The organism is Streptomyces iconiensis (assembly GCF_028657195.3).
Lineage (GTDB): Bacteria > Actinomycetota > Actinomycetes > Streptomycetales > Streptomycetaceae > Streptomyces > Streptomyces iconiensis.
Genome location: NZ_JANCPR020000051.1, coordinates 15768 through 39634 on the forward strand (window position 1 = coordinate 15768; position 23867 = coordinate 39634).

Genomic DNA, 23867 nt, shown 5'->3' on the forward strand with positions numbered 1-23867 from the left:
ACGGGAGAGACGGCCAGAAGACAAAACGGTCGCTCAGAAGTCGGCCCGCGTCCGCTCGTCCGTGCGCAGCACCGACTCCTGGTTGTAGAGCCGCTGGTAGAGGGCCCGTACGCGCTGGATGTCGGCGTCCTGCGAGGCGGCCTCCGAGGACGGATAGAAGACGGTCAACTCGTAGGAGCGCTCGCGCTCGATGACGCCGCGCTTGTCCCGCCACTGGCCGCGCCCGTCCTGGATCGTCAGCCCGGCGGGGAAGCGCGGGGTGACATGCCTGTCCACGAAGGCGCGGAACTGCCTGTCCGTCACGGGCGGTCCGCCGTCGGGGTCGTCGGTACCGAAGAAGAGCCGCGTCTCGACGTACGCCTTGCCCCGCTCGGTGGCGGCGCTCGCCCCAGCGCGCGGCGCAGGTCCCTCGTCCAGTGAGGCGTAGGCGACGGGTGCGGAGACGGACGCTGCCAGCACGGCGGCGGCGGCGAGCGCGACACGCAGCCCGCGCTTCCTGCCGCCGCGGTCGCGGCTTCCCGGCGTGGGTTCGGGTGCTGGTTCCGGCGTGGAGGTCTTCACGGTGGTCGGCACGGGGCGCGGTCCTCTCCTCAACCCGCCGCACGCGGCGACGGGCTCCCAGGCCGGGCCGTACACACGCGCCCGGCGTCGACGAGCCGATCCATGCCCCGCCGTACGGGAGTTGAGGCCCGGAACGCGCCGTTTTCTCCCTGCGAGCCCTGGGCCCCGACCGGAGCCCTGGCCGGAGTTCCCGCCGGGTCCCTGCCCGGGTCCCCGCCCGGGCCCCCGCCGGAGTCCCGGGCGGCCCGCCGGGACTCCGGCCGGCGGCAGGGGGCGGCCGGTGTCAGCCGCGCAGGGCCTCTACGAGGCGGTCGGCGAGCGGGGCGGCCGAGGCCGGGTTCTGGCCGGTGTACAGATTGCGGTCCACCACGACCTTCGGCGCCCACGGGTCGCCCTCGCGGAAGTGCACGCCCATCTCCATCAGCCGGTCCTGAAGCAGCCAGGGCGCCCGCTCGGCGAGGCCGGCCTGGTTCTCCTCCGTGTTGGTGAACGCGGTCAGCGCGTACCCGCTGAACGGTGAGGAGCCGTCGGCACGCCGTGTCGCCAGCAGCGCCGCCGGACCGTGGCACACCACTCCGAGCGGCTTGCCCGAGTTGAGCGCGGCCGTCAGCAGGGCACCGGACTCCCGGTCGGCCACCAGGTCCTCCATCGGACCGTGCCCTCCCGGGTAGAACACGGCGTCGTAGTCGGCGGCGTCGACCTCCGAGAGCTTCAGCGGGTGGCGCAGCTCGTCCATCCGGGCCAGCGAAGCGGCCATGAGTTCGGCGCTCTGCTGGCCCCCGTTGGCGTCCGGCGCCAGGCTCGCGGGGTCGGCCGTGGGCACGACGCCGCCGGGGGTCGCGACGGTGATGGTGTGCCCGGCCGCCTTGAAGGCGCGGTACGGGGCCACGGCCTCCTCGGCCCAGAAGCCCGTCGGGTGCGCGCTTCCGTCGGACAGCGTCCAGTGATCGGCGCCGCTCAGCACGAACAGGATCCTTGCCATGGTCTTCCTCTCCCTTCCCTGGGCATTCCGGGTCACCCACCGTAGCCCCGGGAAAACCGGATGCCCGTACGCACACCGGGTGGTTACACTCGCCCGCATGCACACGCATTACTTCTTTCTCTGATCCGGACCCGCGTACGCGGCTCGACCCGCTGGCCTGACCGGCCCGCGTGCGGTCGCCGCTGTCCGCTTTCCGTATCCGGCCGACACCACCACACCCCCGCGGCGGCGCCGCTCGTACGCGCGTGCCCAGGGGCCTGCCATCAGGGAAAGAACCATGCGCGAACGCGCCCAACTGTCCATGAAGGACGTCTCCAAGACCTTCGGCGACCGCCACGTCCTCGACCAGGTCTCCTTCAGCGTGCGCCCCGGCGACAGAGCCGGGGTCATCGGCGAGAACGGCTCAGGCAAGTCCACCCTCCTGCGGCTGCTCGCCAGAGCCGAGACGCCCGACACCGGTGAGATCACCGTCCGCTTCCCCGGCGGCACGGGACATCTCGCGCAGACCCTCGACCTCGAACCCACCCGTACCGTTCAGGACGCCGTCGACGCCGCACTCGCCGAACTGCGCGCCATGGAACGGCGCTTGCGCGAGGCCGAGGCGGCGCTCGGCGACGCGGGTCCCGAGGCGCTGGAGGAGTACGGCGACCTGCTGAACGCCTACGAGCAGCGCGGCGGCTACGAGGCGGACGTACGCGTCGAAGCGGCGCTGCACGGTCTCGGCCTGGCACATGTCACCCGCGAGCGCACGCTCGGCTCGCTCTCGGGCGGCGAGCAGTCCCGGCTCGCGCTCGCCTGCGTCCTGGCGGCCTCGCCCGAACTGCTGCTGCTCGACGAGCCGACCAACCACCTCGACCAGCGCGCGGCAGGCTGGCTGGAGGACCAGCTCAGGGCGCACCACGGCACCGTTGTCGCCGTCACACACGACCGTGCCTTCCTCGACCGCATCGCCACCACCGTCCTGGAGGTCGACCGCGACACTCGCGCGGTCAACCGCTACGGCGACGGCTGGCGCGGATACCGCACGGCCAAGGCGGCGGAGCTGCGCCGCCGGCACCAGGACCACCAGGAGTGGCGCGAGGAACTGGCCCGTACGGAAGAGCTGGTCGCCGCGGCAGGACAGCGCCTCGCGTCCAGCGGCAAGGATCCGGGCCAGGGCTTCGGCAAGCACCGCCGTTCCCACGAGGCCAAGCTGTCGGGCCAGGTGAGGGCGGCCAGGCAGCGGCTGGAGCGGCTACGGCGCGAGCCCGTGCCCGCGCCGCCCGAACCCCTGCGGTTCGCCGCACGCGCGGCGACGGCGGGCGAGTCGGTGCCGCTGGCCCTGGAGGGGGTCACGGTCGGTGACCGGCTGCGGGTCGGCGCGCTGCGCGTGCAGCCGGGCGGGCGGCTGCTGGTCTCCGGGCCCAACGGCGCGGGCAAGACCACGCTCCTGCGGGTGCTCGCCGGTGAACTCCCGCCCGACCAGGGCACGGTGAGCGGCCCTGAGCGGGTGGGCTTCCTGCGCCAGGAGCTGCCCGTGACGCCCTCGCGGCTCCCGCTGCTTGCCGCGTTCGCCGCCGGAAGCGGAGGGCAGCCGGAGGAGCACGCGGAGGCGCTGCTCGCGCTGGGCCTCTTCAGGGCCGAGGACCTCGCCGTTCCCGTCGCCGCGCTCTCGGCGGGCCAGCGCCGCCGCCTCGAACTGGCCCTGCTCGTGACACGCCCCGCCGATCTCCTCGTTCTCGACGAGCCCACCAACCACCTGGCACCCGACCTCGTCGAGGACCTGGAACAGGCGCTCGCCGCCTACGCGGGAACGGTCGTGATCGTGTCCCACGACCGCCACTTCCGCGCCCGGTTCGAGGGCGACCGCCTGGAACTGAGCGGCGGCCGTCCCGTGGCAGGGGACGGCGGGTACGTACCGGAGAGGGGCGGACCCGTCCCGGGAAGAGACGGACCCGGCAAGGAAGAGGGCTGCCCCCTCTCGGAGGAGGCCGCACTGCTGCGGACGTAGATCTGCTGCGGATGCGGGACCGCCGGGCCTGCCGCGTTCCCCGGGCGCCCGGAGGCCCGGAGGCCCGGGGGCCCGGAGTTGGGGAGGTCGGGGCTGGGGGCCCGGAGGTGGGACGGGCTTACCCGTACGTCCAGCGCAGCAGTGCGCCGAGGCCGCCCACGGGGATGTCCTCGCCCGGGCCGGGGACCAGCACCTCGGCACCCGTGGCAGCCGCGTTGCGCAGCAGCGCGTCGTCAGCGCGGGCGGGGGACGGGTCAGGCGCTCCGAGGTAGGCCAGTTCGGAGCGGCGTACGCCGATCTGGTCGGGGTCAGGCCCCACCCACACCTCCTGGTGTGCGTCGGGCCCCTCCGGATCGACGAGGAGCGTGCCGACGCGGTGTTCCCTGGCCGCCTCGATCAAGGCCGGTACGCCCTCGGCCGCCTCGGGTTCGTGGCCGGGAGCGCGTCCGGCGCGGAACGCCTCCAGGGTCTCGGCCGCGTGCCGACCGGCGTACTCCGTCCTGACCCGCTCGGCCTCCAGGTCGAGCAGTTCCGTACCGGAGCCGGGCGCCCGCCCGCCGTGCGAGGTCTCGACGGTGACGGCGCCGATGGCCTGCGGCAACCGCTCGTGGACGGCGCGGCGCTCCCGGGTGTCGCCGCAGAGCACGAGCACATCGGCGCCCGTCTCCTCGAAGCGCGACACTGTGGCCTCCGCGATGAGGGCCGCGTTGTTCTCCCAGGTGTTCTCGACCCGCGTCTGGAAGTGCCGCTCGGACATCTCGCCCGAACTGGTGCGGTGCACGGGCCACGCGTCGCCGTCCACGCGGCCCGCCGCGTGGGTGCCCTGTGCGTCGCTGAGCTGGAAGTCGGCCCCCGTACGGTCCACGCGCACGGTCAGACACAGCGGGTCCTCGCTGGTCAGCCGGGGGAGCGGTGCCAGGTGCGGCAGTACGGACCAGCTCACCATCCGCCGTTCGGGAACGTCGGTGAGCGGCAGGTCCAGCACCACCTCGCCGCCGGCCGCGAACACGACGCTGCCCAGCGGCTCCTCCTGGGGCGAGCGCGCTTCCAGCCGCTCGGCGACGGCCTCAGCCGTCGCCACGTCGGCGCCCTGCTGGGTCAGCTCGTCGGCGATTCCGCGCGCTGCCAGGCGTCGCTCGGTCCCCGCCGACTCCGTGGCCTGCGGCGTGTCCGAGTAGACCGTGGCCCACGGTCCGTTCCTGGTGAGAAGGGGGGCGAGGGATGAGAGGTGCATGCTTCCTCCCTGCTGCTCCGAGGGTGCTTGCGGGACCCGGGTACCCCTGTGTGCCGCCGCGAATCGGGACCCTGGCGAGGACGATCCCGGACCGTGCGAGGACGACCCGGATCGTGCGTAGGCGATCCCGGACGGCGCGAGGGCGATCCCGGACGGTGCGTGGGCGATCCCGGATGGTGCTGCGTGGGCGGTCACGCGGACCGGCGGCACCGTACCGTGAGGTCGCCCGCTCTCCCGGTTCCGTCCCGTGGCCGGGCGTCACCGCCCGTGAGCCGTCCGCGAGCCGCGTGTGAACCACCTGTGGCCCACCCGTAGCCCGTGCGGGGACCGGGCGGGCGGGCGCCGGGGTGTCATGCCAAGATCCGTTGCATGGCGTCCCTGAGTGAACTTCTGCCGACCGAGGCGATCCGGCTCGACGTTCCCGCTGCCGACTGGCGTGAGGCGGTCAGGGTGGCGGGGGAGCTGCTGGTCGCGAACGGCACCAGTACCGACGTGTATACGGCCGAGATGATCCGCAACGTCGAGGAGAACGGCCCGTACATCGTCATCGCGCCCGGCTTCGCCTTCGCGCACGCCAGGCCCTCGGCCGCCGTACGGCGTACGGGGATGTCGTGGGTGCGGCTGGCGGAGCCCGTCGAGTTCGGGCACGAGGCCAACGACCCGGTGACGCTCGTCGTCGCGCTCGCCGCGCGGGACTCGGGAGCGCACACGGCCGCCATGGCCTCGCTGGCCCGGCTGCTCGGTGACCCCGGCACCGAGTCGGCGCTACGGGACGCGCCCACACCCGAGGCGCTTCACCTGGTGCTGGAGCAGCAGGACGCGGGGCCCGCCCGTGCCGGAGAGGGCGAGGAGCCCCGCGCCACGGGTCCCGCGGTGCAGAAGATCCTCACCGTCTGCGGCAACGGCGTCGGCACCAGCCTCTTCCTGAAGAACACCCTGGAGAAGGTCCTGGACCGCTGGGGCTGGGACAGGAACATCACCGTCGAGGCGACCGACACCATCTCGGCCAAGGGCAAGGCGTCCGAGGCGGCTGCCATCCTCACCTCCCGCGAGATCGCCAGAACCCTCGGCGACGTAGGAGTGCCGGTGAAGGTCGTGGAGGACTTCACCAGCACGTCCGAGGTCGACAGGACGCTGCGCGACACCTACGACGTCTGAGAGGGCGGAAGACGCCATGGACTGGCTTGTCACGATCGCGAAGTTCCTCGTCAACGAGATCCTCAGCGTTCCCGCCTACCTCATCGGCCTCATCACGACGGCCGGTCTGATCGCACTGAAGAAGTCGGTGGGGCAGATCATCGGCGGCGCCATCAAGGCGACGCTGGGCTTCCTCCTCATCAACGCGGGTGCGGGACTCGTCGTCAGCTCCCTCGCCCCGCTGGGCAAGATGATCCAAGGAGCTACGGGCGCACACGGCGTGATCCCCACCAACGAGGCCATCGTGGGCATCGCACAGGAGCAGTTCGGCGCGCGCGTCGCCTGGCTGATGATCGTCGGCTTCGCCCTCAGCCTCGTACTCGCCCGCTTCACACCGCTGCGCTACGTCTTCCTGACGGGCCACCACATGCTGTTCATGGCGACCCTGTTGACCATGGTGCTGGCAACGGCGGGGCTGTCCTCATGGGTGGTGGTCGTCCTCGGCGGTGTGCTGCTCGGCATCATGCTCGTCGCGATGCCGGCCTTCGCCCACCCGTGGACCAAACGCATCACGGGCAACAACAGCATCGCCATCGGCCACTTCGGTACGGCGGGCTATGTCACGGCAGGTTCGGTGGGCCAGCTGGTCGGCAAACGCAGCCGCAGCACCGAGGACATGAAGCTGCCTGAGGGGCTGCGCTTCCTGCGTGACTCCATGGTGGCGACCGCGCTGTCCATGCTGCTGATCTACCTGATCATGGCCATCGTCTACGTCGCCAAGGCCGGTCAGGACACGGCCTTCAAGGCATTCGCGACGGACGGCGGCGCCGGCGCGAGCGATCTCGGCAACTATCTGATGCAGGCCGTGATGCAGGGCCTGCAGTTCGGTATTTCCGTGGCGATCATCCTCTTCGGCGTCCGTACGATCCTCGGCGAACTCGTCCCCGCCTTCCAGGGCATCGCGCAGAAGGTCGTGCCCGGGGCCGTGCCCGCGCTGGACGCGCCGATCGTCTTCCCGTACGCGCAGAACGCCGTCCTCATCGGCTTCATCTCCAGCTTCGTCGGCGGCCTGTGCATGCTGGCGCTGCTGGCCTGGGTGCTCAACCCGGCCTTCGGCCTCGCGCTGGTTCTGCCGGGACTCGTCCCGCACTTCTTCACGGGCGGCGCGGCCGGGGTCTACGGCAATGCGACGGGTGGCCGGCGCGGCGCCGTCGTCGGCGCGTTCTGCAACGGTCTGCTCATCACGTTCCTGCCCGCCGTTCTGCTGAAGGTGCTCGGCGCCTTCGGCAACGAGAACACGACGTTCGGGGATGCCGACTTCGGCTGGTTCGGCTCGCTCATCGGCTTCGCCGCCAAGGCAGGGGACGTCGGCGGCATCGTGCTCATGCTGGCGATCGGCGCCGCTGTGCTGGTCGGCGCCATCACCGTGCAAAAGCGTGTCGTCGACACCGGCTGGGACCCCGGAGCCCGGCGCGACGCGGTCATGCCCGCCACCGACACCAGCCCCGCCGAGGCCGCCACCGACACCAGCCCCGCCGAGGCCGCCGTCGCCACCGGCATCCCCGAGGCGGGCCCCGGCGGCATCCGCCAGTACGCGAAGATCCCGCCCCCGGCCGGAGCCCCCAAGCCGCCCCCGCCGCCTGAGGATTGAGGGCGCGGGAGCGGCGCGCAGAGCGGGGGCGGCGCCGCAGAGCTGGAGCGGGGGCGGGAGCTGGAGTGGCCGGAGCGTGGGAGGCACTGGGGGCGGTGGGGTGTGAAGGCGCCGGGGGGCGGGGGAGCTGGGGATTTCGGGAGCGGGGCACCTGTGGGGAGCGGGGAGCGGGGACTGCGGGGTGAGCGGGCGGGGGTGGGGTAAACCGAACCTCCGATCCCCGTGCTGCCACGATCGAAGTGCGGCGCCGGCGGGGCGAGTCTGGACGCATGACCTCCACGGACGCGGACCGAACCCGCCACACCGCCCCCGCCGGCACTCTGGGCAGTGTCGACACCCGGGCAGACACCAGGGCCGACGCCCGGGCCGAGACCGGTGCCGGTGCCGATGCCGCTGAGCCCGCCGACACGACCGGCACCCCCGGTACCGCCGACGGCAGGTCCGCGGCGCGCAGGCCCTGGTGGGCCGTTGCGCTGCGGGAACCGTTTCTCGCCGCCACCTGGCGCCGGGTCGCCTATGTCCTGCTCGCGTTGCCCGTATCGCTGATCTGTGTGCCCCTCGCGCTGGTCGGCGGCCCGGCGGCGCCTGTCCAACGTGCGCTCGCCGAGCGGCTGTTGGGCGTGCGGATCGAGGCGCCTTCCCGCCCGGGGCCGTACGCCTTCGTGCACGCGGTGCTCAGCCTGCCCCTCAACGCCATAGCGGCCCTCGTCACGGTCTACGGCTGGTCGCTCATACCCCTCAACCTCGGCTGGCCCGTGCGCGGAGTGGTCGGCCTGGGTGACCCGGACCCCGCACACGACTGGGGCGGCCCGACCTTCGCCGGCGCCTGGGCCACACATGTGGCGGGCGGCGTCGGTATCGCGCTGCTGCTGATGCCATGGATCGGACGCGGCCTCGCCGCACTCCAGCTGCGGCTGGCCACGGCACTGCTCGGGGCGGGGCGCCGGGGCGTCACCGGCGCCGTCGGCTGTGCGCTGGCGGCCATAGCTGTCGGCTGCGGGCTGGTGTACCTGTTCTCCCACCAGACCTGAAGCCTGCTCTGCCGCCGGACCGAACCCCGCTGGAGCGACCGTATGTTGGAGACCATGCCCCGCCTCCCGAGCCCTCCGCACGCCCTACCCGCCGCTCCGTACGGGCTCCGTGACCTGGCAGGACTGCTGTGGGCGCTGCTCTCGGTGCCGCTCGGGCTCGTGCTGCTGGCCGTGGAGCTGGCCGGGCTCGTGCTGGGCGGACTGCTGTCCTGGACGGCGCCGGGGCTGTGGTTGCTGGCGCTGACCGTGCGGGGCGCGCTCGCCGCCGGAGACCTCCACCGGGCTGTGACCCGGAAGGTGTGGGGCGAGACCGTCGATCCGCCGCCGCGCAGCACAGGGGCGGGTGCGCTGGCCTGGCGGCGGGCGCTGCTGAGGGAACGGGCCGGATGGCGCGCTGTCGGCTGGTCGCTGCTCGCCTGGTTCATCGCGCTGCCGCCCCTGGCCGCCGTCACCATCGGCTACGTCTACGGGCTGCTGCTCCTGACACACCCTCTGATCCAGCGCTGGAACTACACCACGGTTCACCTCCCTGACGGCTCGACCAGGCGGGTGTCGCTGGAGGTCGGCGGCGTCCAGTTCGACACCTGGCCCCGGTGGCTGCTGCCGATGCTCGTCGGCGCCGTGCTTCTGCTGCTCGCGCCGACCCTGGTGCGCCTGGCGACGGCACCCCAGCGGGTGCTCCAGGCGGCGCTGCTGGGCTGCAGCCCGGCCGACCAGCGCATCCGCACTCTGGAGGAGACCCGGGCCCAGGCCGTCACGGACGCCGACGCGACCCTGCGCCGCATCGAACGCGATCTGCACGACGGCACCCAGGCCCGCTTGGTGGGCCTGGGAATGCACCTCACTCTTGTCAGGGAACTGGTCGCGGCCGGGGCGGAGAAGGAAGAGCTGCTCGCCGTGCTGGAGACGGCGAGAGGCAATGCCACCGCAGCCGTCGCCGACCTGCGCGACCTCGTCAAGGGCATACACCCACCCGTTCTCGACCAGGGCCTGGAGACCGCGCTGGCCACCCTCGTCGCGGGCTGCCCGCTGGACACCGAGTTGAGCTGCGACATCCATCGCAGACCCGACCCGGCGCTGGAGTCCATCGCGTACTTCTGCGCCGCCGAACTGCTCGCCAACGCCACCAAGCACAGCGGGTCCTCGTCCCTCACCGTGGACGCGTACACCGAGACGCGTGCGCTTGTGCTGAGCGTGCGCGACGAAGGACACGGGGGTGCCGTCGTCGGCGCGGGCAGCGGGCTGACCGGACTGCTGGCACGTGTCCGCACGGTGGACGGGACGCTGGAGTGCGACAGCCCGCCGGGAGGGCCTACGGTGGTCACCGTCCGGCTCCCCATGGCATGAGCGGGCACGACACCGGGCCGACTGCCGGGACGGCTGACCAGGACAGCCGGCCGGGATGGCTGATCGGGACGGCCGGTGGGGACGACGGCCGGGACGACGGGGAACAAGCAGACAGGGGCCAACGGGACATGCGCGTCGTCATCGCCGAGGACTCCGCCATCCTTCGCGACGGCCTCGTGCAACTCCTCGCGCTGCGCGGTGTGGAGGTGGCAGCGGCGGTCGGGGACGCGGACTCCCTGCTCGCGGCGGTGGCCGAACACCGCCCCGACGCCGCCGTGGTCGACATCCGGCTCCCGCCGGGCCACTCGGACGAGGGCCTGCGCGCCGCCGTCACCCTCCGCGCCGACCACCCGGGCACGGGCGTGCTGATCTTCTCGCAGTACGTGGAGACCAAGTACGCGGCGCAGCTCTTGGGCGACGGCGCCGCGGGCGTCGGGTATCTGCTCAAGGAACGGGTCGTGGACATCGGCGAGTTCACCGAGGCGCTGCGCCGGGTCGCGGCGGGCGGCACGGCCCTTGACCCCGAGGTGGTCTCGCAGCTGTTCGGGGCGAGCAGGCGGGGCGGCGCGCTGGACACGCTCACACCCCGTGAGCGTGAGGTGCTGGCGATGATGGCGGAGGGCCGGACGAACCAGTCCATCGCCGCCGCCTTCGTCGTCTCCGAACGGGCCGTGGAGAAGCACATCGCCAACATCTTCGCCAAGCTCGGCCTCGCGCCTTCGGAGAACGGTCACCGACGCGTTCTGGCCGTACTCCGTTACCTGGAGAGCGCCTAGGATCTTGCCCTGGACGAGGGCGAGTTGACGGGTGGTACCCCACCGGGCCGGTGGGTGGACGCCCGCCGAGGGGAGCGGTGATGGAGGACGGCACGCAGCCGGAGCACCCGAAGAGCCAGACCCCTGATGCAGGGGATGTGGGGGACGTAGGGGGGCGGCCGGTCGTGCGGGAGGAGCCGGTCGGGCGGGGCGTCCCGGATGTACGGGCAGAGCCGGTCGTGCGGGTGGAGACCGTCGAACTCGACGCGCGCGGAGGGCGGCAGATCGGGAGCAGGACCCGGGCCTCCTCGTTGCTGGACGACCGTTCCGAGGAGATCCAGCAGGCCATCGTGCAGGCTTCGGCGCTCGCCCAGGACTCGTTGGCCGGGGTGCCCGAGCGCGGCGGCTGGTCGGTCAGCAGCGTGGAGGTCACCTTCGGGCTGACGCTGGCGGCCGAGGCCGGGGTGATCCTCTCCAAGGCGTCGGCCGAGGCGTCCTTCGAAGTGACGCTCACCGTGGAGCGAGGGGGCGGCCAGCGGTGAGCCGGGGCCACTGGGTGCACATGTACCAGGCCGACACATATCTCGGGGCCGGGTTCCTGATCACCCGGGGGTTCGTGCTGACCGCGCTGCACTGCCTGCGCGGCCTGTCGCACGACGACGCGACCCTCGCCCTCGAACTCCCCGACGGACGCCGCGTTCGCGGGCGCAAGTGCGACGCGGTCAAGGAGCGGGACCTCGCCCTGGTCACCATCGAGGACGCGCACGCGCACGGGCTCCCGGCCGCGCCCCGCACGGACACCGCCAGGCCGGCGGTCGCCTGGTACTGCCGCTACCGCCCGCCGCACGAGACGGCGCAGCTGAGCGGCCAGGTCACCCACGCACCTGTCGACCACCGGTGTGTGGAGGGCGGGGAGCTGGAAGCCATGCAGCTTCAGGTGGACCAGATCCTCGGCAGCTTCGCCGGGTACTCCGGGGGCCCCGTCGAGGCGGGGGAGCGGCACGCGGGCGAAGGCGAGGGGGAAGGCGGAGCCGGGACCGTCCCCGGAACCGACACCCGTACCGGCCTCAGCGGCGACCCCGGGGGCGACCCCGCCCCGGCCCCCGGCGCCGGGGACGGTGCCGGGGACGGTTCAGGGGACGAGCGGCCCGTTGTCGGCATCCTCCTGGAGCAGCAGCTCAACCGGCAGGACGCGACCCTCGGCAGCAACGTCCTGTTCGCCGCGACCGTCCGCTACGCCATGGAACTCTTCCCGCACTTCGGAGTGGAGCACCTCAGAGCCCTCGTCTCCGCGCCGCGGCCCGGGCCTTCGCGGTCGGCTGCCGACGTGCCGCCGCAGCGGTCACAGCTGGCAGGAGTGGAGAACGACCAGCTCATCAGCGGCGCCAACAGCCTCCTGGTCTCGCTGCGGCAGTGGGAGGAGAGCGGACTGATCACCGCGGCCGACGCCGAGGAGAACCGCAGCCGCACGCTGAAGAGGCTCACCGACAAGCTGTTGGGAGACCAGGGACGATGACGGCGCCGGCGCCCCTGTCCTGGCCGCAGGTCATCGGAACGGTCGAGCGCGTCCTGCGCGGCGAGGCCGGCGCGCGTGAGGAGCTGCGCGAGGAACTGCCCGCCATCCTCGCGCACCCCTGGCTGATCCTCGGCCCCGAGGACGTGGGCGACTTCGCCTTCTTCGTGGCGCTGCTGCGTGAGGCGGGCGAGGACGAGGCGTACGAGGCCGCGCTGGCGGAGGCGTCCCAACGGATCAGGCGCCGCAGTATCCCGCCGGAGGGCAACTGCGCGACGCACCTGCGCCTCGGCGTCCTGTTCACGGAGGCCGGCCGGCACGGCGGCGCGCGCGACGCCTTCGGCAAGGCGCTGGCCCGCGCCGGGCGCGAAGCGGAGACCGCGCACGCGCTCGCCGGACTCGCCGTCGTCGCGGCGCGTACGGACGACTGGGACGGGGCCGTCGGATACGCGCACAGGGCGCGGCGGCTGGCACCCTCCGTCGGGAACGCGCGCGAACGTCTCGACATCCGTATGCGCTGCTGCTCCGTCCTCTTCCACGCCGCGCGCTCCGACGGAAGGACGCGCGAGGCGGCGAAGCTGGTCCAGGAACTGGAGACCGTCTGCGACGCGCTGATCGACAGCTGGGGCAGTGAACACCCCCGCGCCCTGGCCGCTTTGGTCACCCTCGCCTCGGCCCGCCACGAGATCGCCGCGCAGGAGGGCGACCTCACCAGCGCGCACCGCCTCACGGACGTACTGGCCGCCGCCTCGCAGCGGGCCTCCACCACGCTCGGGGCGCGGCACCCGCAGGCCCGCGTCGTACGGGAGACGCTGGAGCGCGCCGAAGCGGCCTCCCGCCGGCTGGCCGTGCGCAGCACGATGCCGGAGGCTCGGAGTGCGCCCCAACGCCCGTCCCTGCTTGAGCCGTTGCGGCACCTGGCGCAGCCCGCCGAGCTTGTGGTGGCCGGGCACCATCAGGGGGTGCCGGAGACCGGTGCCGGTTTCGGCACCGGGGGACCCGAGGCGGGCCCGGGGTCCGAGGTGGCGCTGCACCGTGTCGCGTTGGAGCTGATCGTGCACGGCGTCGTGGGCACCGAGCCCCGGGAGATGCTGGGCGACCCTGGGGTCGAGCAGACGCAGGGCGACACCACGGCCGGCCTCTACCGCCGCAGCGGCGACGTGGACGCGGAGAGCAGGCCGGAGGCGTACGCAGGGAGGCCCGTACCGGAGGCGTACAGCTGGTCCAACCTCGTCACCGGCAGCCGTACCCGGGTGCTGTGGCTGATCCTGCTGCCCTTCACGCTGATCAACCTCGCGCACTGGACGCGCCCCGCGACCCGGCGCGGTGGCGCCCGCAGGACCGTGCGGCTGCACGGGGTGTGCGTACGGCTGCTGGCGCTGAGCCTCACGGTCGTGCTGGTCGCGGGGGTGTGCGAGCTGGCGCTCGATGTGTTCGCGTGGCAGTGCGCGGGAACGCGCGTGTGTGCGCGGCGGCACTCCTGGATGGACGTACTGGCCCCCGGCGAGAACGGTGCGGGCGGCTGGTTGACCGGGCCGGGCACCCGGCTGGTGCTGGCCGCACTGGTGCCGGCGGGGCTGGTGGGATTGCTGTGGCGACTCGGGCGCCGCACATGGGACGCATACGAGTCCAAGCCGCCGATGAACATCCCCGGTGAGAGGGACGAGGGCCCCGGGGCGCCGTCGCTGTCCCTCCCCGGCTTCTGGTACAGCGCGCGGCTGGTCTCACGGCTGCGCGCCGGGCACACGGCGATGGGTTTCCTCGTCGTCGCCGGCGCGCTGACCGCGGCGCCCGCAGCACACGACAGGGCCGGAACGGACGCCGTACGCGGGGCGGTGGGGTGGGGGCTCGGCGTGCTGATCGTCGCCGGCGCTGTGTGGACGGTGTACGTACTCGCGGTGCGAGGGCGCAGCGAGTTCCGGCTCGACGACCGCACGGAGGGGTGGACCGTGCGGGGGCTGCCCGGGTTCGGGCTCGCGGTGCTGGCGCTCGCCGCCGCTTACGCGCTGTGGCCGCGCCCCGGCTGGGTCTCCTCGGGACGGTTGCCGGGTGCGGAGACCTTCGGGGTGCTCGCGGCCGTCCAGGGAGCACTGATCACGGTGCTCGCCGTGGCCGGGGTGTGGCTGTACCTGCGGTGGCCACTCCCGCGGACTTCCCTGCGCGGGCTCGCCTCCCCGGCCATCGCCGTGCTCGCGTGCGTGCTGACGGGAACGATGGCAGCCGGCGCCGTACAGGGCGTCACCGACTGGCTCACCGGGCGGCGCGGCGACCTCGCGGGCGCGGCGCCCGAACTGCTCCGGCAGGTGGGCTTCCTGCCCGTACTGCTGGCACTCGCGGCGCTCGTCCAGGGCGTCCTGCTGTTCCAACGGCGCCGCACAGCCCGCAGGTTGGAGCGGGCGGTGGACGGCTCCTACCCCGAAGCGCTCCCCGACCGCACGCGCACACGCGGCATCGCGCGCGCCATCACCCGCGCCAGGTTCCTGGACCTGGCGCCCTGGCTGGTCGGCCTCGCCGCGGTGGCGCTGCTGCTGCTGGACTCGGCGGCGGTGCTCAACGGTTACCTCTCCGAGGGGATTCCAGGCGAGGGCGCCGGGCTCGCCCACACCACGCAGTCCCTCGGCTCCTGGATGATCGCGCTGGGCCTTGTGCTCTTCCTCAACCGGGGCCGTATCGCCTACCGCGACCCCTCCTCGCGCAGCGCCATCGGCATCCTGTGGGACGTGGGCACGTTCTGGCCGCGCGCCGCGCACCCGTTCGCGCCGCCCTGTTACGCGGAGCGCGCCGTACCCGACCTCACCTGGCGCATCGCCACCTGGACGGAGATGACGGGCGGGCGCGTCCTCGTCTCCGGCCACTCCCAGGGCAGCGTTCTCGCGGCGGCGGCCGTATGGCAGCTGCCGCCCGAGACACGCCGCCGCGTCGCCCTGCTCACCTACGGGTCACCGCTGGAGCGGATCTACGGCCGCTGGTTCCCCGCCTACTTCGGCCCGAACGCGCTGTCGGCCCTGCACCGCGAGGTGGCGGGCTGGCGCAACCTGTGGCGGCTGACCGACCCGGTCGGCGGACCCGTCGAACCCGGCATGGCCGCGACCGGGACCGGAGCGGCCGGGCCGGCGCGCGGGCGCGGTGCGCCAGGGACCGGTGTGCCAGAAGCCGGGGTGTCAGGCGCCGGGGGGTCAGAGGCCGGGGGAGTGCCCGGGTCGGCCGGGGCCGGGGGAGTGCCCGGGGTGGACCGTGGTCCCCTGCTCGACCCGCTCTCCTACGGCCGCAGCCTCCACCATCCCCTGCCCCGGCCGGTCCTGGGCCACGGTGACTACCGCTCCGATCCCGCCTTCGCCGAGGAACGCCGGAATCTCCTCGCCCGTTTCGTGCCCGCCCGTTCCGCCGACGTGTCCGTCCCGGGAAACCCGCCCCGTCGGCGCGCCCCGTGAAAGGTGACCCGTGAGCCCCAAGTCCGACGGTGACCCCGTCTCCCGTCCCGCCGAGGCGGTACTCGCCGACCTCCGTGCGCTGCGTACCGGGGACGCGCCCACACGAGGAGGCCGTACGTTCGCCTACGTCTACGACTCCGGGCTCGAAGGGCTCGACGGGCTGGCCGCAGCCGCGTACGCGGAGTTCGCCACGGTCAACGCGCTCGACATGACCGTCTTCCCCAGCGTCGCCGCGCTGGAGAACGACATCGTCACCGCGGCGGCGCGTCTCCTGGGCACCCCGGAGACCCAGGGCACATTCACCAGCGGCGGCACCGAGAGCATCCTGCTCGCCGTCAAGACCGCTCGGGACCACGCCCGTGCGGAGCGCGGGGTCACCGCGCCCGAACTGCTCGTCCCCAGCACCGCGCACGCCGCCTTCCACAAGGCGGCGGCCTGGCTCGGGGTGCGCCTGGTGACCGTGCCTGCCGACCCCGGCAGCCACCGCGCCGATCCGGAGGCCATGGCGGCGGCCCTCACCGAACGTACGGTCCTCGCCGTCGCCTCGGCGCCCAGCTACGCGCACGGCGTCCTCGATCCCGTCGCGGAGATCGCCGCCGCTGCGGCAGCGCGTGGCGTGCTGTGCCACGTGGACGCCTGCGTGGGCGGCTGGCTGCTGCCCCATCTGCGGCGGGCCGGGCATCCCGTACCCGAGTTCGGGCTCACCGTGCCGGGCGTCACCTCGCTCTCTGTCGACCTGCACAAGTACGGCTACGTGGACAAGGGCGCCTCCGTCGTCCTCTACCGGGACGCCGAACTGCGCCGCCACCAGTACTTCGCCTGCGCCGACTGGCCCGGCTACCCCGTGGTCAACCCCACGGCACAAGGCACCAAGTCGGCGGGCCTGCTCGCGCAGAGTTGGGCCGTGCTCCAGCACATCGGCGACGACGGCTACACCGCGCTGGCCGTACGGGTCCGCGAGGCGCTCGACGCGGTGCTCGCCGGGCTCGCGCCGCTCGCCGCGAGCGGAGAGGTGCGCGTGCTGGGCGAACCCTCGGCCTCGCTCGTGGCGCTGACCGTGCTGGACGAAGGCGGTGAGCCGGACACCGGGCTCGTGCTGCACACCGCCGACGAGATGCGCGAGCGCGGCTGGTACCTCCAGCCCCAGCTCTCCCACGGCGACAGCCCCGCCAGCCTGCACCTCACGCTCACCCCCGCTTCGGCCGGCCGTACGGGGCCGCTCCTGGCCGACCTGCGGGCTGCGCTCGCCGCTGCGCGCCGCCTGCCCTCGCCGCTGCCCGATCCGGACACCGTCGCCTTCGCCGCAGCGCTGGAGCCGGACACGCTCACCCCGGAGGAGGCCGCTGCCGTCCTCGCCGCAGGCGGCCTCGGCGGCGGTCCGCACGGCGCTGGTCCCCAGGGCGGGCCCGGTCTGCCCGCCCGCAGCGCGGGGGTGCTGGCGATGCTGGACGCGCTGCCGGTACGCCTCAAGGAACGCCTGCTCAACGAGTTCGTCGGCACCCTCTTCCGCACCGGCGCCGGTCCCTGGTGACCATCCCCTTCACCCTGCCGGAGCGCGCGCGGCGAGCCCTACCGGCGGACACTGGAGGGACGCGGCGCCGCGGTGTGTGCACCCTGCCCATGTGCGGGCGCGGCGCGGGGCACTGTGCCCGGTGACCGGTGCCACAGCCGTATCTATCGTCGCTGGAGCCCGCTCACGGAAGGACCCACGATGCTCAAACTCGGCATCGATGTCGGTGGCACGAACACCGACGCCGTACTGATCCGCGACTCCACGGAGGGCGCTGTCCTTGGTGTCACCAAGGCGCCCACCACGGCGGATGTCACAGGCGGCATCGTCGCCGCGCTGCGCGACCTGCGCGAGACGACCGGCTTCGAGCCCGGCGACATCGCGGCCGTCATGATCGGCACCACGCACTTCATCAACGCCCTCGTCGAGGGCGGCTCCCTCGCGCAGACAGCGGCCATCCGCTTCGGACTGCCCGCCACCCGCGCCCTGCCGCCGCTCGTGGACTGGCCCCAGCGGCTGCGTACGGCCATCGGGGGGCACAGCTTCCTGTGCCACGGAGGGCATGAGTACGACGGCACGGAGATCGGTCCGTTCGACGAGTTCGAGTTCCGTACCGTTCTCGACAAGGCGGTGCAGGCGGGCGCCACCTCGTTCGCCGTCTCCTCGGTGTTCTCGCCGGTCAACGCCGAGTTCGAGAACCGCGCCGCCGAGATCATCGCCGAGCAGCTGCCCGGCGCCCCGGTCAGCCTCTCGCACGAGATCGGCCGCATGGGCCTGCTCGGCCGCGAGAACGCCACCATCGTCAACGCGGCACTGCGGGACCTCGCCGACCACGTCACCACCGGTCTCACCCGTACCGTCGCCGAGGCGGGCATCGGTGCGCCCGTGTTCCTCAGCCAGAACGACGGCACGCTGATGGACATCGACTACGCGCGCCGCTACCCCGTCGCCACCTTCGCCTCGGGGCCCACCAACTCCATGCGCGGCGCCGCCTTCCTCTCCCGTACGCCCTCCTGCGCCGTCGTTGACGTCGGCGGCACCACCACCGACGTGGGCATCCTGCGCAACGGCTTCCCGCGCGAGGCGTCCACGGACGTCAGCGTCGCCGGGGTGCAGACCAACTTCCGGATGCCCGACGTGCTGTCCATCGGCATCGGCGGCGGCAGCCATGTCGCGCAGGGGGCCGACGGGATCACCGTGGGGCCCGAGAGCGTCGGCTACCGGCTGACGGAACGCGCCCTCGTCTTCGGTGGCGGCCAGCTCACCGCCACCGACATCGCCGTCGCCGCCGGCCGCGCCGACATCGGTTCCGCGGGCGTCATCGGAAACAGCACGCGCGTCGCGCACCTGGACCCGTCCCTGGTGGAGGGGGCGCTGGCCCGTATCGGAGCGCGGATGGCCGAGACCGTCGACCGTATGCGGATCTCGGCCGAGCCGGTGCCCGTCGTCGCCGTCGGTGGCGGCAGCATCCTGGTGCCCGACGACCTGCCGGGCGCCTCCGAAGTGATCAGGCCGGAGCACTTCGCCGTCGCCAACGCGATCGGCGCCGCCATCGCGCAGGCCGGGGGAGAGGTCGACCGGGTCTTCTCCGTCTCCCCGCAGCAGCGCGAGGCCGTGCTGGACGAGGCACGCCAGGAGGCCGTCGACCGCGCCGTCGCCGCCGGGGCCAGGCCCGGCACCGTCGAGATCGTCGACATCGAGGAAGTCCCACTGGCCTACCTCCCCGGCAACGCGACGCGCGTGCGGGCCAAGGCCGTCGGAGAGCTGAGCCTGGGAGGCGACAGGGATGCGTGAGATCACAGCGGCTGACATGAAGGACATGGCACGCGGCGCCGCCGTGCTGGGCACCGGAGGCGGCGGCGACCCGTACGTGGGCCGCCTGCTGGCGCAGCAGGCGCTCGACCGGCACGGCCCGGTGCGGCTGGTCGACGTGGACGAGGTGCCCGACGACGCGCTCGTGGTGCCGACGGCGTTCATGGGTGCGCCCACCGTGATGCTGGAGAAGCTGCCCGCCGGCGACGAGATGACGCGGGCGCTGCGCGCGCTGGAGAAGCTGCTCGGGCGCACCGTCACGCACACCGTCTCCATCGAGGCGGGCGGCCTCAACTCGATGATCCCGTTCGTCGCCGCCGCCGAACTGGGGCTGCCCCTCATCGACGCCGATGGCATGGGCCGCGCGTTTCCCGAACTCCAGATGCTGCTGCCCACCCTCGGCGGCATCCCCGCCACCCCGATGGCCGTCGCCGACGAACGCGGCAACGACCTCATCCTGCGCACCGTCGACAACGGCTGGGCCGAGCGCCTGGCCCGCTCGGCGACCGTCGAGATGGGATGCAGCGCGGCCGTCAGCCTGTACGCGCTCACCGGGGCCCAGGTCAAGGAGTTCATGGTGCGCGGCACCATGACCCTGTGCGAACGCCTCGGTACCGCGATCCGCGAGGCGTCCAGGAACCACACCGACCCCGTGGCCGCCGCGACCGACGTGCTCGCGGGCCGCCGGATCTTCACCGGCAAGCTCGTCGACGTACGGCGCGGTACGGCGGGCGGCTTCGTACGCGGCGACGCCGTACTCGAGGGGCTCGCCGAGGACGCCGGGCACACGCTGGAGTTCGCCTTCCAGAACGAGAACCTCGTGGCCCGCAGGGACGGCGAGATCCTCGCCAGCGTCCCGGACCTCATCTGTGTCCTGGACTCCGACACCGGAGAGCCCGTCACCACCGAGGCCCTGCGCTACGGGCTGCGCGTCAGCGTCGTCGCCGCACCCTGCGACCCGCGCTGGCGCACCCCCGAGGGCCTGGCGCTCGCCGGGCCAGGTGTCTTCGGCTACGACCACCCTTACGTACCGGTGTGACCAGCACGTCTGCCATGATCCGCCTGTGAGGAGCACGACGGGGAACACCCTGGGACCAGCGGCGCGCGGGCCGGCGGAAGTACCGGCGGGGGCGCACCGGCTGGCCCCCGCCGACCTGCCGGCGCTCGCCTCCGGAGCCACCCTCCTCGGCTCCGGAGGCGGCGGCGACGTCGGCGTACCCGCACGCCTCCTGCGCCACGCGCTCGCCGCGGGACCCGTACCCCTCGTCGCCGCCCCGGCGCTCCCCGACGACGCGCTGGTGGTGCACGTCGGGCACGTCGGAGCGCCCGACGTGCTGGCCGAACGGCTCGTCGCCGCCGAGGACTTCGTACGCGCCGTACGCGCCGTCGAGAGCGCCGTGGGACGGCGGGCCGACGCCGTGGGCATCATCGAGATCGGCGGGCTCAACGCGCTCATCCCCGCGCTCGCCGCCACGGGGCTCGGCCTGCCCGTCGTGGACGGCGACCTCATGGGCCGCGCCCTGCCCCGCGTCGACCAGCTCACCCTCGCCGTCGACGGTCACCAGGCCACCCCCTTCGCCGTGGTCGACCCGGCGGGCGACACCGTGCTCGTCACCTCCTGCGCGCCCCGCGCCGTCGAACCCCTCGTCCGTGCCAACCTCGCGGCGATGGGCGGCGCCGCCGCGCTGGCGCTGCACCCCGTCACCGCACGCGTGCTGCGCGCCTCGGGCATCCCCGGCACCCTCACCGCCTGCCTGCGCCTGGGCGAGACGTACCTCGCCGCGCGCTCGGCGCCGCCCGCCGAATTCGCGGCGCGGATCGGCGCGCGGCTGCTGTCAGCGGCCCGCATCGACGAGATACAGCCCCGGCGCGGCGCCACGACGGGCAGCGTCACCCTGCACGACCACGCGACAGGCGCCGTCGTCCGCGTCGACCTGCTGGACGAACTCCTCGCCGTCACCGTGGACGGCGAGACCGTCGCAGCCACTCCGGAGATCATCGTGGCCGTCGACCCCGTGGAGCACACGCCCGTACGCTCCGACCAGCTCCGCACAGGCCGTACGGTCCTGCTGCTGCGCCTGCCCGCGCTCCACCAGTGGCCGCGGGAGGCCGCGCGGCTCGTCGGCCCCGCCGCTTACGGGCTCGCGCTCGCACCCGGAGCCGGCTTCCGCGCAGCGGGCCAGGAGACGCCGCAGAACCCGGGTGCGCCGCAGAACCCGGGTGCGCCGCAGGACCCGGGTACGCCCAGGAGTCCGGCGGCGCCGCAGGATCCCTGGGCGCCGGGGGAGAGGGGGCGCACATGAGGGGCAGCGCACGGATACGCGTCGCCGACCTGCTGACCGACCCCCTGCTCGACGGCGCCGTCACCCTCGCCGGGCACGGCGGCCTGGAGCGCCCCGTCACCGACGTCTCCCGGTACACGGCAACGGGCCGTGAGCCGGGCGCTGCCGGGCAGGGCACAGCCGGGCCGGCGGCCGGGGGAGAGGCCGACGCGGCCGGGGAGCCGGAGCCGCCTGGTGTCGAGGGGCATCTCCTGGTCTGCGACGACACCCAGGTGACCCCGCCGCACCGGCTCGACGCGCTGGTGCGCGGCGCCCAGGAGGCGGGCGCGGCGGCGCTGCTGGTCGCCGCCGGCCGTACCAGGCCGCTGCTGTCCGGCATGCGGCTCGCCGACCGGCTGGGGATTCCCCTCCTGTGGCTGGAGCGTGCCGAGCCCGCCACGCTCCTGTTCGAGCTGGGCGTACGGATACGGGCGCACGAACTCACCCGCGCCAGAACCGTGCTCGCCCTTGTACGGCAGCTCACGGCCAAGAAGACCGGGCGTGACATCCTCGCGGCTGCCGAACGGATCCTGGCCGTACCGCTCTCCCTCGTCACCTCCGACGGCACGCCCATCCTCGGCGAACCCGTCACGGTGCCACCCGGACTGCGCCTGGACCTGCCCGTACCGCAGAGCGCCGCCCACCTCCTCGTCCACCCCGTGCACGACCAGGAGGGCAACAGGGCCGCCGCCTGGCTCGCGATCACCCTTGAGCGCGCCGACGCCGACAGGACCGAGACGCTGGGCGTCGCACTCGCCGTCGCCGAGCCGTTCGTACGCTCCTGGCTCACCGGGCAGCGGGCGCGTGCGGGCAGGGACGCCGTCTTCCAGACCGGGCTGCTCGCCGAGATCATGGCGGCGCGCGACACCGTCAGCCGCGATGTCGTCGAGAACGCGCTGTCCCTGGGCTGGCGGCTCCAGGACTGGCACGCGGGAATCCACCTCACCATGGAGAACTCCCGCGCCCGCGAGGACCGCGACAGCGTGCTCGGACAGCACCGTGACGGGCTGGCCCGGCACGGCGTCCACACCGTCGCCGTCGTCGACAGGGGTGACGGCTGGGCCCTGTGGACCAGCGGCGAACTGGAGCCGCGCCCCGAGGAAGCCCGTCAACTCCTGCGCGCCCTGCGGGTGGTGATCACGGGGCTGCCGCGCTCGTGGGGCCTCGTGGCCGGTATCGGGCGGGCACGCCTGGGCCCAGGCGGCCTCGCCGAGACCCTCACCGAGGCCAGGGACGCCGCCTCGCTGGCCCGCAGCCACGCGTTCAGGCCCGCCGTCGAGCACGCCGACGAACTCGGCGTCGCGCGGCTGCTCGCCACCTGGCAGCGCTCCGAGGTCACCCGCGCCTTCGCGGAGACCGCGCTCGCCCCGCTGCGCGACCGCGAACACGCCCACCTGCTGGACACCCTGCGGACGTTCCTGGAGAGCGGCGGCTCAGCCGTGGCCACGGCCCAGACGCTGGGCGTGCACCGCAACACCGTCGGCGCCCGCGTCCGGCAGATCCGCGAACGCCTCGGCGTCGACCTGGACGACCCCAGCCAGCGCCTCGCCCTCCAGATGGCGTGCCGCGCCCTGGACGCGCACTCATGAGGGCGCGCACACGAAGCGCAGCCATGAGGGCGTGCACACAGAGACGCACCCATGAGGGCGTGCACACAAAGACCGCCCATGAGGTCGCGCACACGAAGCGCGTCCATGAAGGTGCACGAAGCCGCGCCCATGAATGAGCCCCCGTCAGCGACCCCGCCCGCGCCCGTTCCCCCAGGAGCCACCATGCCGCTCAGCCCGCACACCTTCGCCGACGCGCTGCGCGAGAGCACCGGCGGACCTCCCGCCCTGCTCGGCCTGTGGGCCGGCTTCCTCACCCCGTTCGGGCTGGAGGCCCTGCGTGGCACGGACCTCGACTGGCTCGGGATCGACCTCCAGCACGGCGCACTCGAACCCCAGGACGTGCCGCCCCTGCTGCGCGTGGCCGACGCCTCCGGCACACCTGTCCTCGTCCGTGTTCCCTCGCACGACGCGGCGCTGCTCGCGCGCGTCCTCGACGCGGGCCCCGCCGGCGTGATCGTGCCCGCCGTCGAGTCGGCCGAGCAGGCGGCGGCGCTCGTACGCGCCGTTCGCCATCCGCCGTACGGTGCGCGCAGTACGGGTCTGACCCGCGCCTCGCTGACCGGCGGCGCGGGGCCCGCCGCTGAACCTCTGCTGCTGCCGATGGTCGAGACGGCCGAGGGGCTGCGGCACGCGGCGGCCATCGCCTCGGTCCCCGGTGTCGACGGCCTCTTCGCCGGCCCGTACGACCTCGCGCTCTCGCTGGGCAGGCGCGCGGCCGACGACCCCGCCGTGATCGCCGCCATCCGCCAGGCGCTCGATGCCGCACGCCAACACGGCCGTATCGGCGGCCTGTTCGCGGGCAACATCGCGCTCGCCGCGCACCTGCCTCCCGTCCACCTGGTCGCCGCCGACACCGACGCGGCGGCGCTGCGCGCCGGAGTGCGGCACACGCTCGACACGTTCCGTACGGCGCTCGACGGCTGACACCGTCCGCACGGCGGCACGCGCGTAGTCCGCCTCCCCTTCCGCCCCCACACAGACC

At 73.6% G+C, this 23867-nt stretch carries 18 protein-coding genes; 15 read left to right on the top strand and 3 right to left on the bottom strand.

Translation table 11 applies throughout. The features are described 5' to 3' along the window. Nucleotides 1-33 precede the first annotated feature (33 nt). Together NMN56_RS35135 and NMN56_RS35140 are read right to left on the bottom strand one after the other, a co-directional pair. Entirely contained in the window at nt 34-573 is a 540-nt protein-coding gene (locus NMN56_RS35135) for a DUF3574 domain-containing protein (RefSeq protein WP_430542794.1), read from the bottom strand. A gap of 271 nt (nt 574-844) precedes the next feature. Further along, a complete protein-coding gene (locus NMN56_RS35140) occupies nt 845-1543 on the bottom strand; it encodes a type 1 glutamine amidotransferase domain-containing protein (RefSeq protein WP_274041283.1) in 699 nt (232 codons plus the stop codon). A gap of 277 nt (nt 1544-1820) precedes the next feature. On the opposite strand from NMN56_RS35140, the gene abc-f reads away from it, so the two are divergent. After that, nucleotides 1821-3533 (top strand): ribosomal protection-like ABC-F family protein, encoded by a 1713-nt coding sequence (gene abc-f, locus NMN56_RS35145; RefSeq protein WP_274041282.1) that lies wholly within the window; start codon nt 1821-1823, stop codon nt 3531-3533. 118 nt (nt 3534-3651) lie between these two features. Here abc-f and NMN56_RS35150 read toward each other — a convergent pair whose 3' ends face one another. Continuing rightward, the gene (locus tag NMN56_RS35150) at nt 3652-4767 is read right to left on the bottom strand and encodes a baeRF2 domain-containing protein (RefSeq protein ID WP_274041281.1); all 1116 of its coding nucleotides are present in this window, start codon (nt 4765-4767) and stop codon (nt 3652-3654) included. Nucleotides 4768-5136: 369 nt separating this feature from the next. Here NMN56_RS35150 and NMN56_RS35155 point away from each other — a divergent pair, with 369 nt between their 5' ends. The 14 genes from NMN56_RS35155 (at nt 5137) to NMN56_RS35220 (ending at nt 23809) form a co-directional block, all read left to right on the top strand. Then, nucleotides 5137-5925 carry a PTS sugar transporter subunit IIAB gene (locus NMN56_RS35155; RefSeq protein ID WP_274041280.1) on the top strand — a complete coding sequence of 263 codons (789 nt, stop codon included), beginning with the start codon at nt 5137-5139 and terminating at the stop codon, nt 5923-5925. A gap of 16 nt (nt 5926-5941) precedes the next feature. After that, the gene (gene ulaA / locus NMN56_RS35160; RefSeq protein ID WP_274041279.1) at nt 5942-7555 is read left to right on the top strand and encodes a PTS ascorbate transporter subunit IIC; all 1614 of its coding nucleotides are present in this window, start codon (nt 5942-5944) and stop codon (nt 7553-7555) included. Between the two features lie 269 nt (nt 7556-7824). Further along, nucleotides 7825-8586, top strand: coding sequence for a hypothetical protein (locus tag NMN56_RS35165; protein ID WP_274041278.1), 762 nt, complete (start codon nt 7825-7827; stop codon nt 8584-8586). 54 nt (nt 8587-8640) lie between these two features. Continuing rightward, nucleotides 8641-9933, top strand: a complete 1293-nt coding sequence (locus tag NMN56_RS35170) for a sensor histidine kinase (RefSeq protein ID WP_274041277.1) — start codon at nt 8641-8643, stop codon at nt 9931-9933. A gap of 128 nt (nt 9934-10061) precedes the next feature. Beyond that, nucleotides 10062-10709: a response regulator transcription factor gene (locus NMN56_RS35175; protein WP_274041544.1), complete on the top strand. Its 648-nt coding sequence runs from the start codon at nt 10062-10064 to the stop codon at nt 10707-10709. Nucleotides 10710-10789: 80 nt separating this feature from the next. Further along, nucleotides 10790-11230, top strand: a complete 441-nt coding sequence (locus NMN56_RS35180) for a CU044_2847 family protein (RefSeq protein ID WP_274041276.1) — start codon at nt 10790-10792, stop codon at nt 11228-11230. Next, entirely contained in the window at nt 11227-12204 is a 978-nt protein-coding gene (locus NMN56_RS35185) for a trypsin-like peptidase domain-containing protein (protein ID WP_274041275.1), read from the top strand. The genes NMN56_RS35180 and NMN56_RS35185 overlap by 4 nt, the downstream gene beginning before the upstream one ends. Beyond that, entirely contained in the window at nt 12201-15632 is a 3432-nt protein-coding gene (locus tag NMN56_RS35190; protein WP_274041274.1) for a hypothetical protein, read from the top strand. The genes NMN56_RS35185 and NMN56_RS35190 overlap by 4 nt, the downstream gene beginning before the upstream one ends. A 10-nt stretch (nt 15633-15642) precedes the next feature. Then, complete coding sequence (locus tag NMN56_RS35195; protein WP_274041273.1) at nt 15643-17163, top strand: pyridoxal phosphate-dependent decarboxylase family protein; 1521 nt, start codon at nt 15643-15645, stop codon at nt 17161-17163. Between the two features lie 180 nt (nt 17164-17343). Continuing rightward, complete coding sequence (locus NMN56_RS35200) at nt 17344-18936, top strand: hydantoinase/oxoprolinase family protein (RefSeq protein WP_274041272.1); 1593 nt, start codon at nt 17344-17346, stop codon at nt 18934-18936. Further along, on the top strand, nt 18929-19993 hold the full coding sequence (locus NMN56_RS35205) for an S-methyl thiohydantoin desulfurase family protein (protein WP_274041271.1): 1065 nt from the start codon (nt 18929-18931) through the stop codon (nt 19991-19993). The genes NMN56_RS35200 and NMN56_RS35205 overlap by 8 nt, the downstream gene beginning before the upstream one ends. Before the next feature lie 25 nt (nt 19994-20018). Continuing rightward, entirely contained in the window at nt 20019-21257 is a 1239-nt protein-coding gene (locus NMN56_RS35210) for an S-methyl thiohydantoin desulfurase family protein (protein ID WP_274041270.1), read from the top strand. Further along, nucleotides 21254-22864: a PucR family transcriptional regulator gene (locus NMN56_RS35215; protein WP_274041268.1), complete on the top strand. Its 1611-nt coding sequence runs from the start codon at nt 21254-21256 to the stop codon at nt 22862-22864. Before NMN56_RS35210 ends, NMN56_RS35215 begins: the two co-directional genes overlap by 4 nt. A gap of 183 nt (nt 22865-23047) precedes the next feature. Continuing rightward, nucleotides 23048-23809 carry an HpcH/HpaI aldolase family protein gene (locus NMN56_RS35220; protein ID WP_274041267.1) on the top strand — a complete coding sequence of 254 codons (762 nt, stop codon included), beginning with the start codon at nt 23048-23050 and terminating at the stop codon, nt 23807-23809. The last annotated feature ends 58 nt before the right edge of the window (nt 23810-23867 follow it).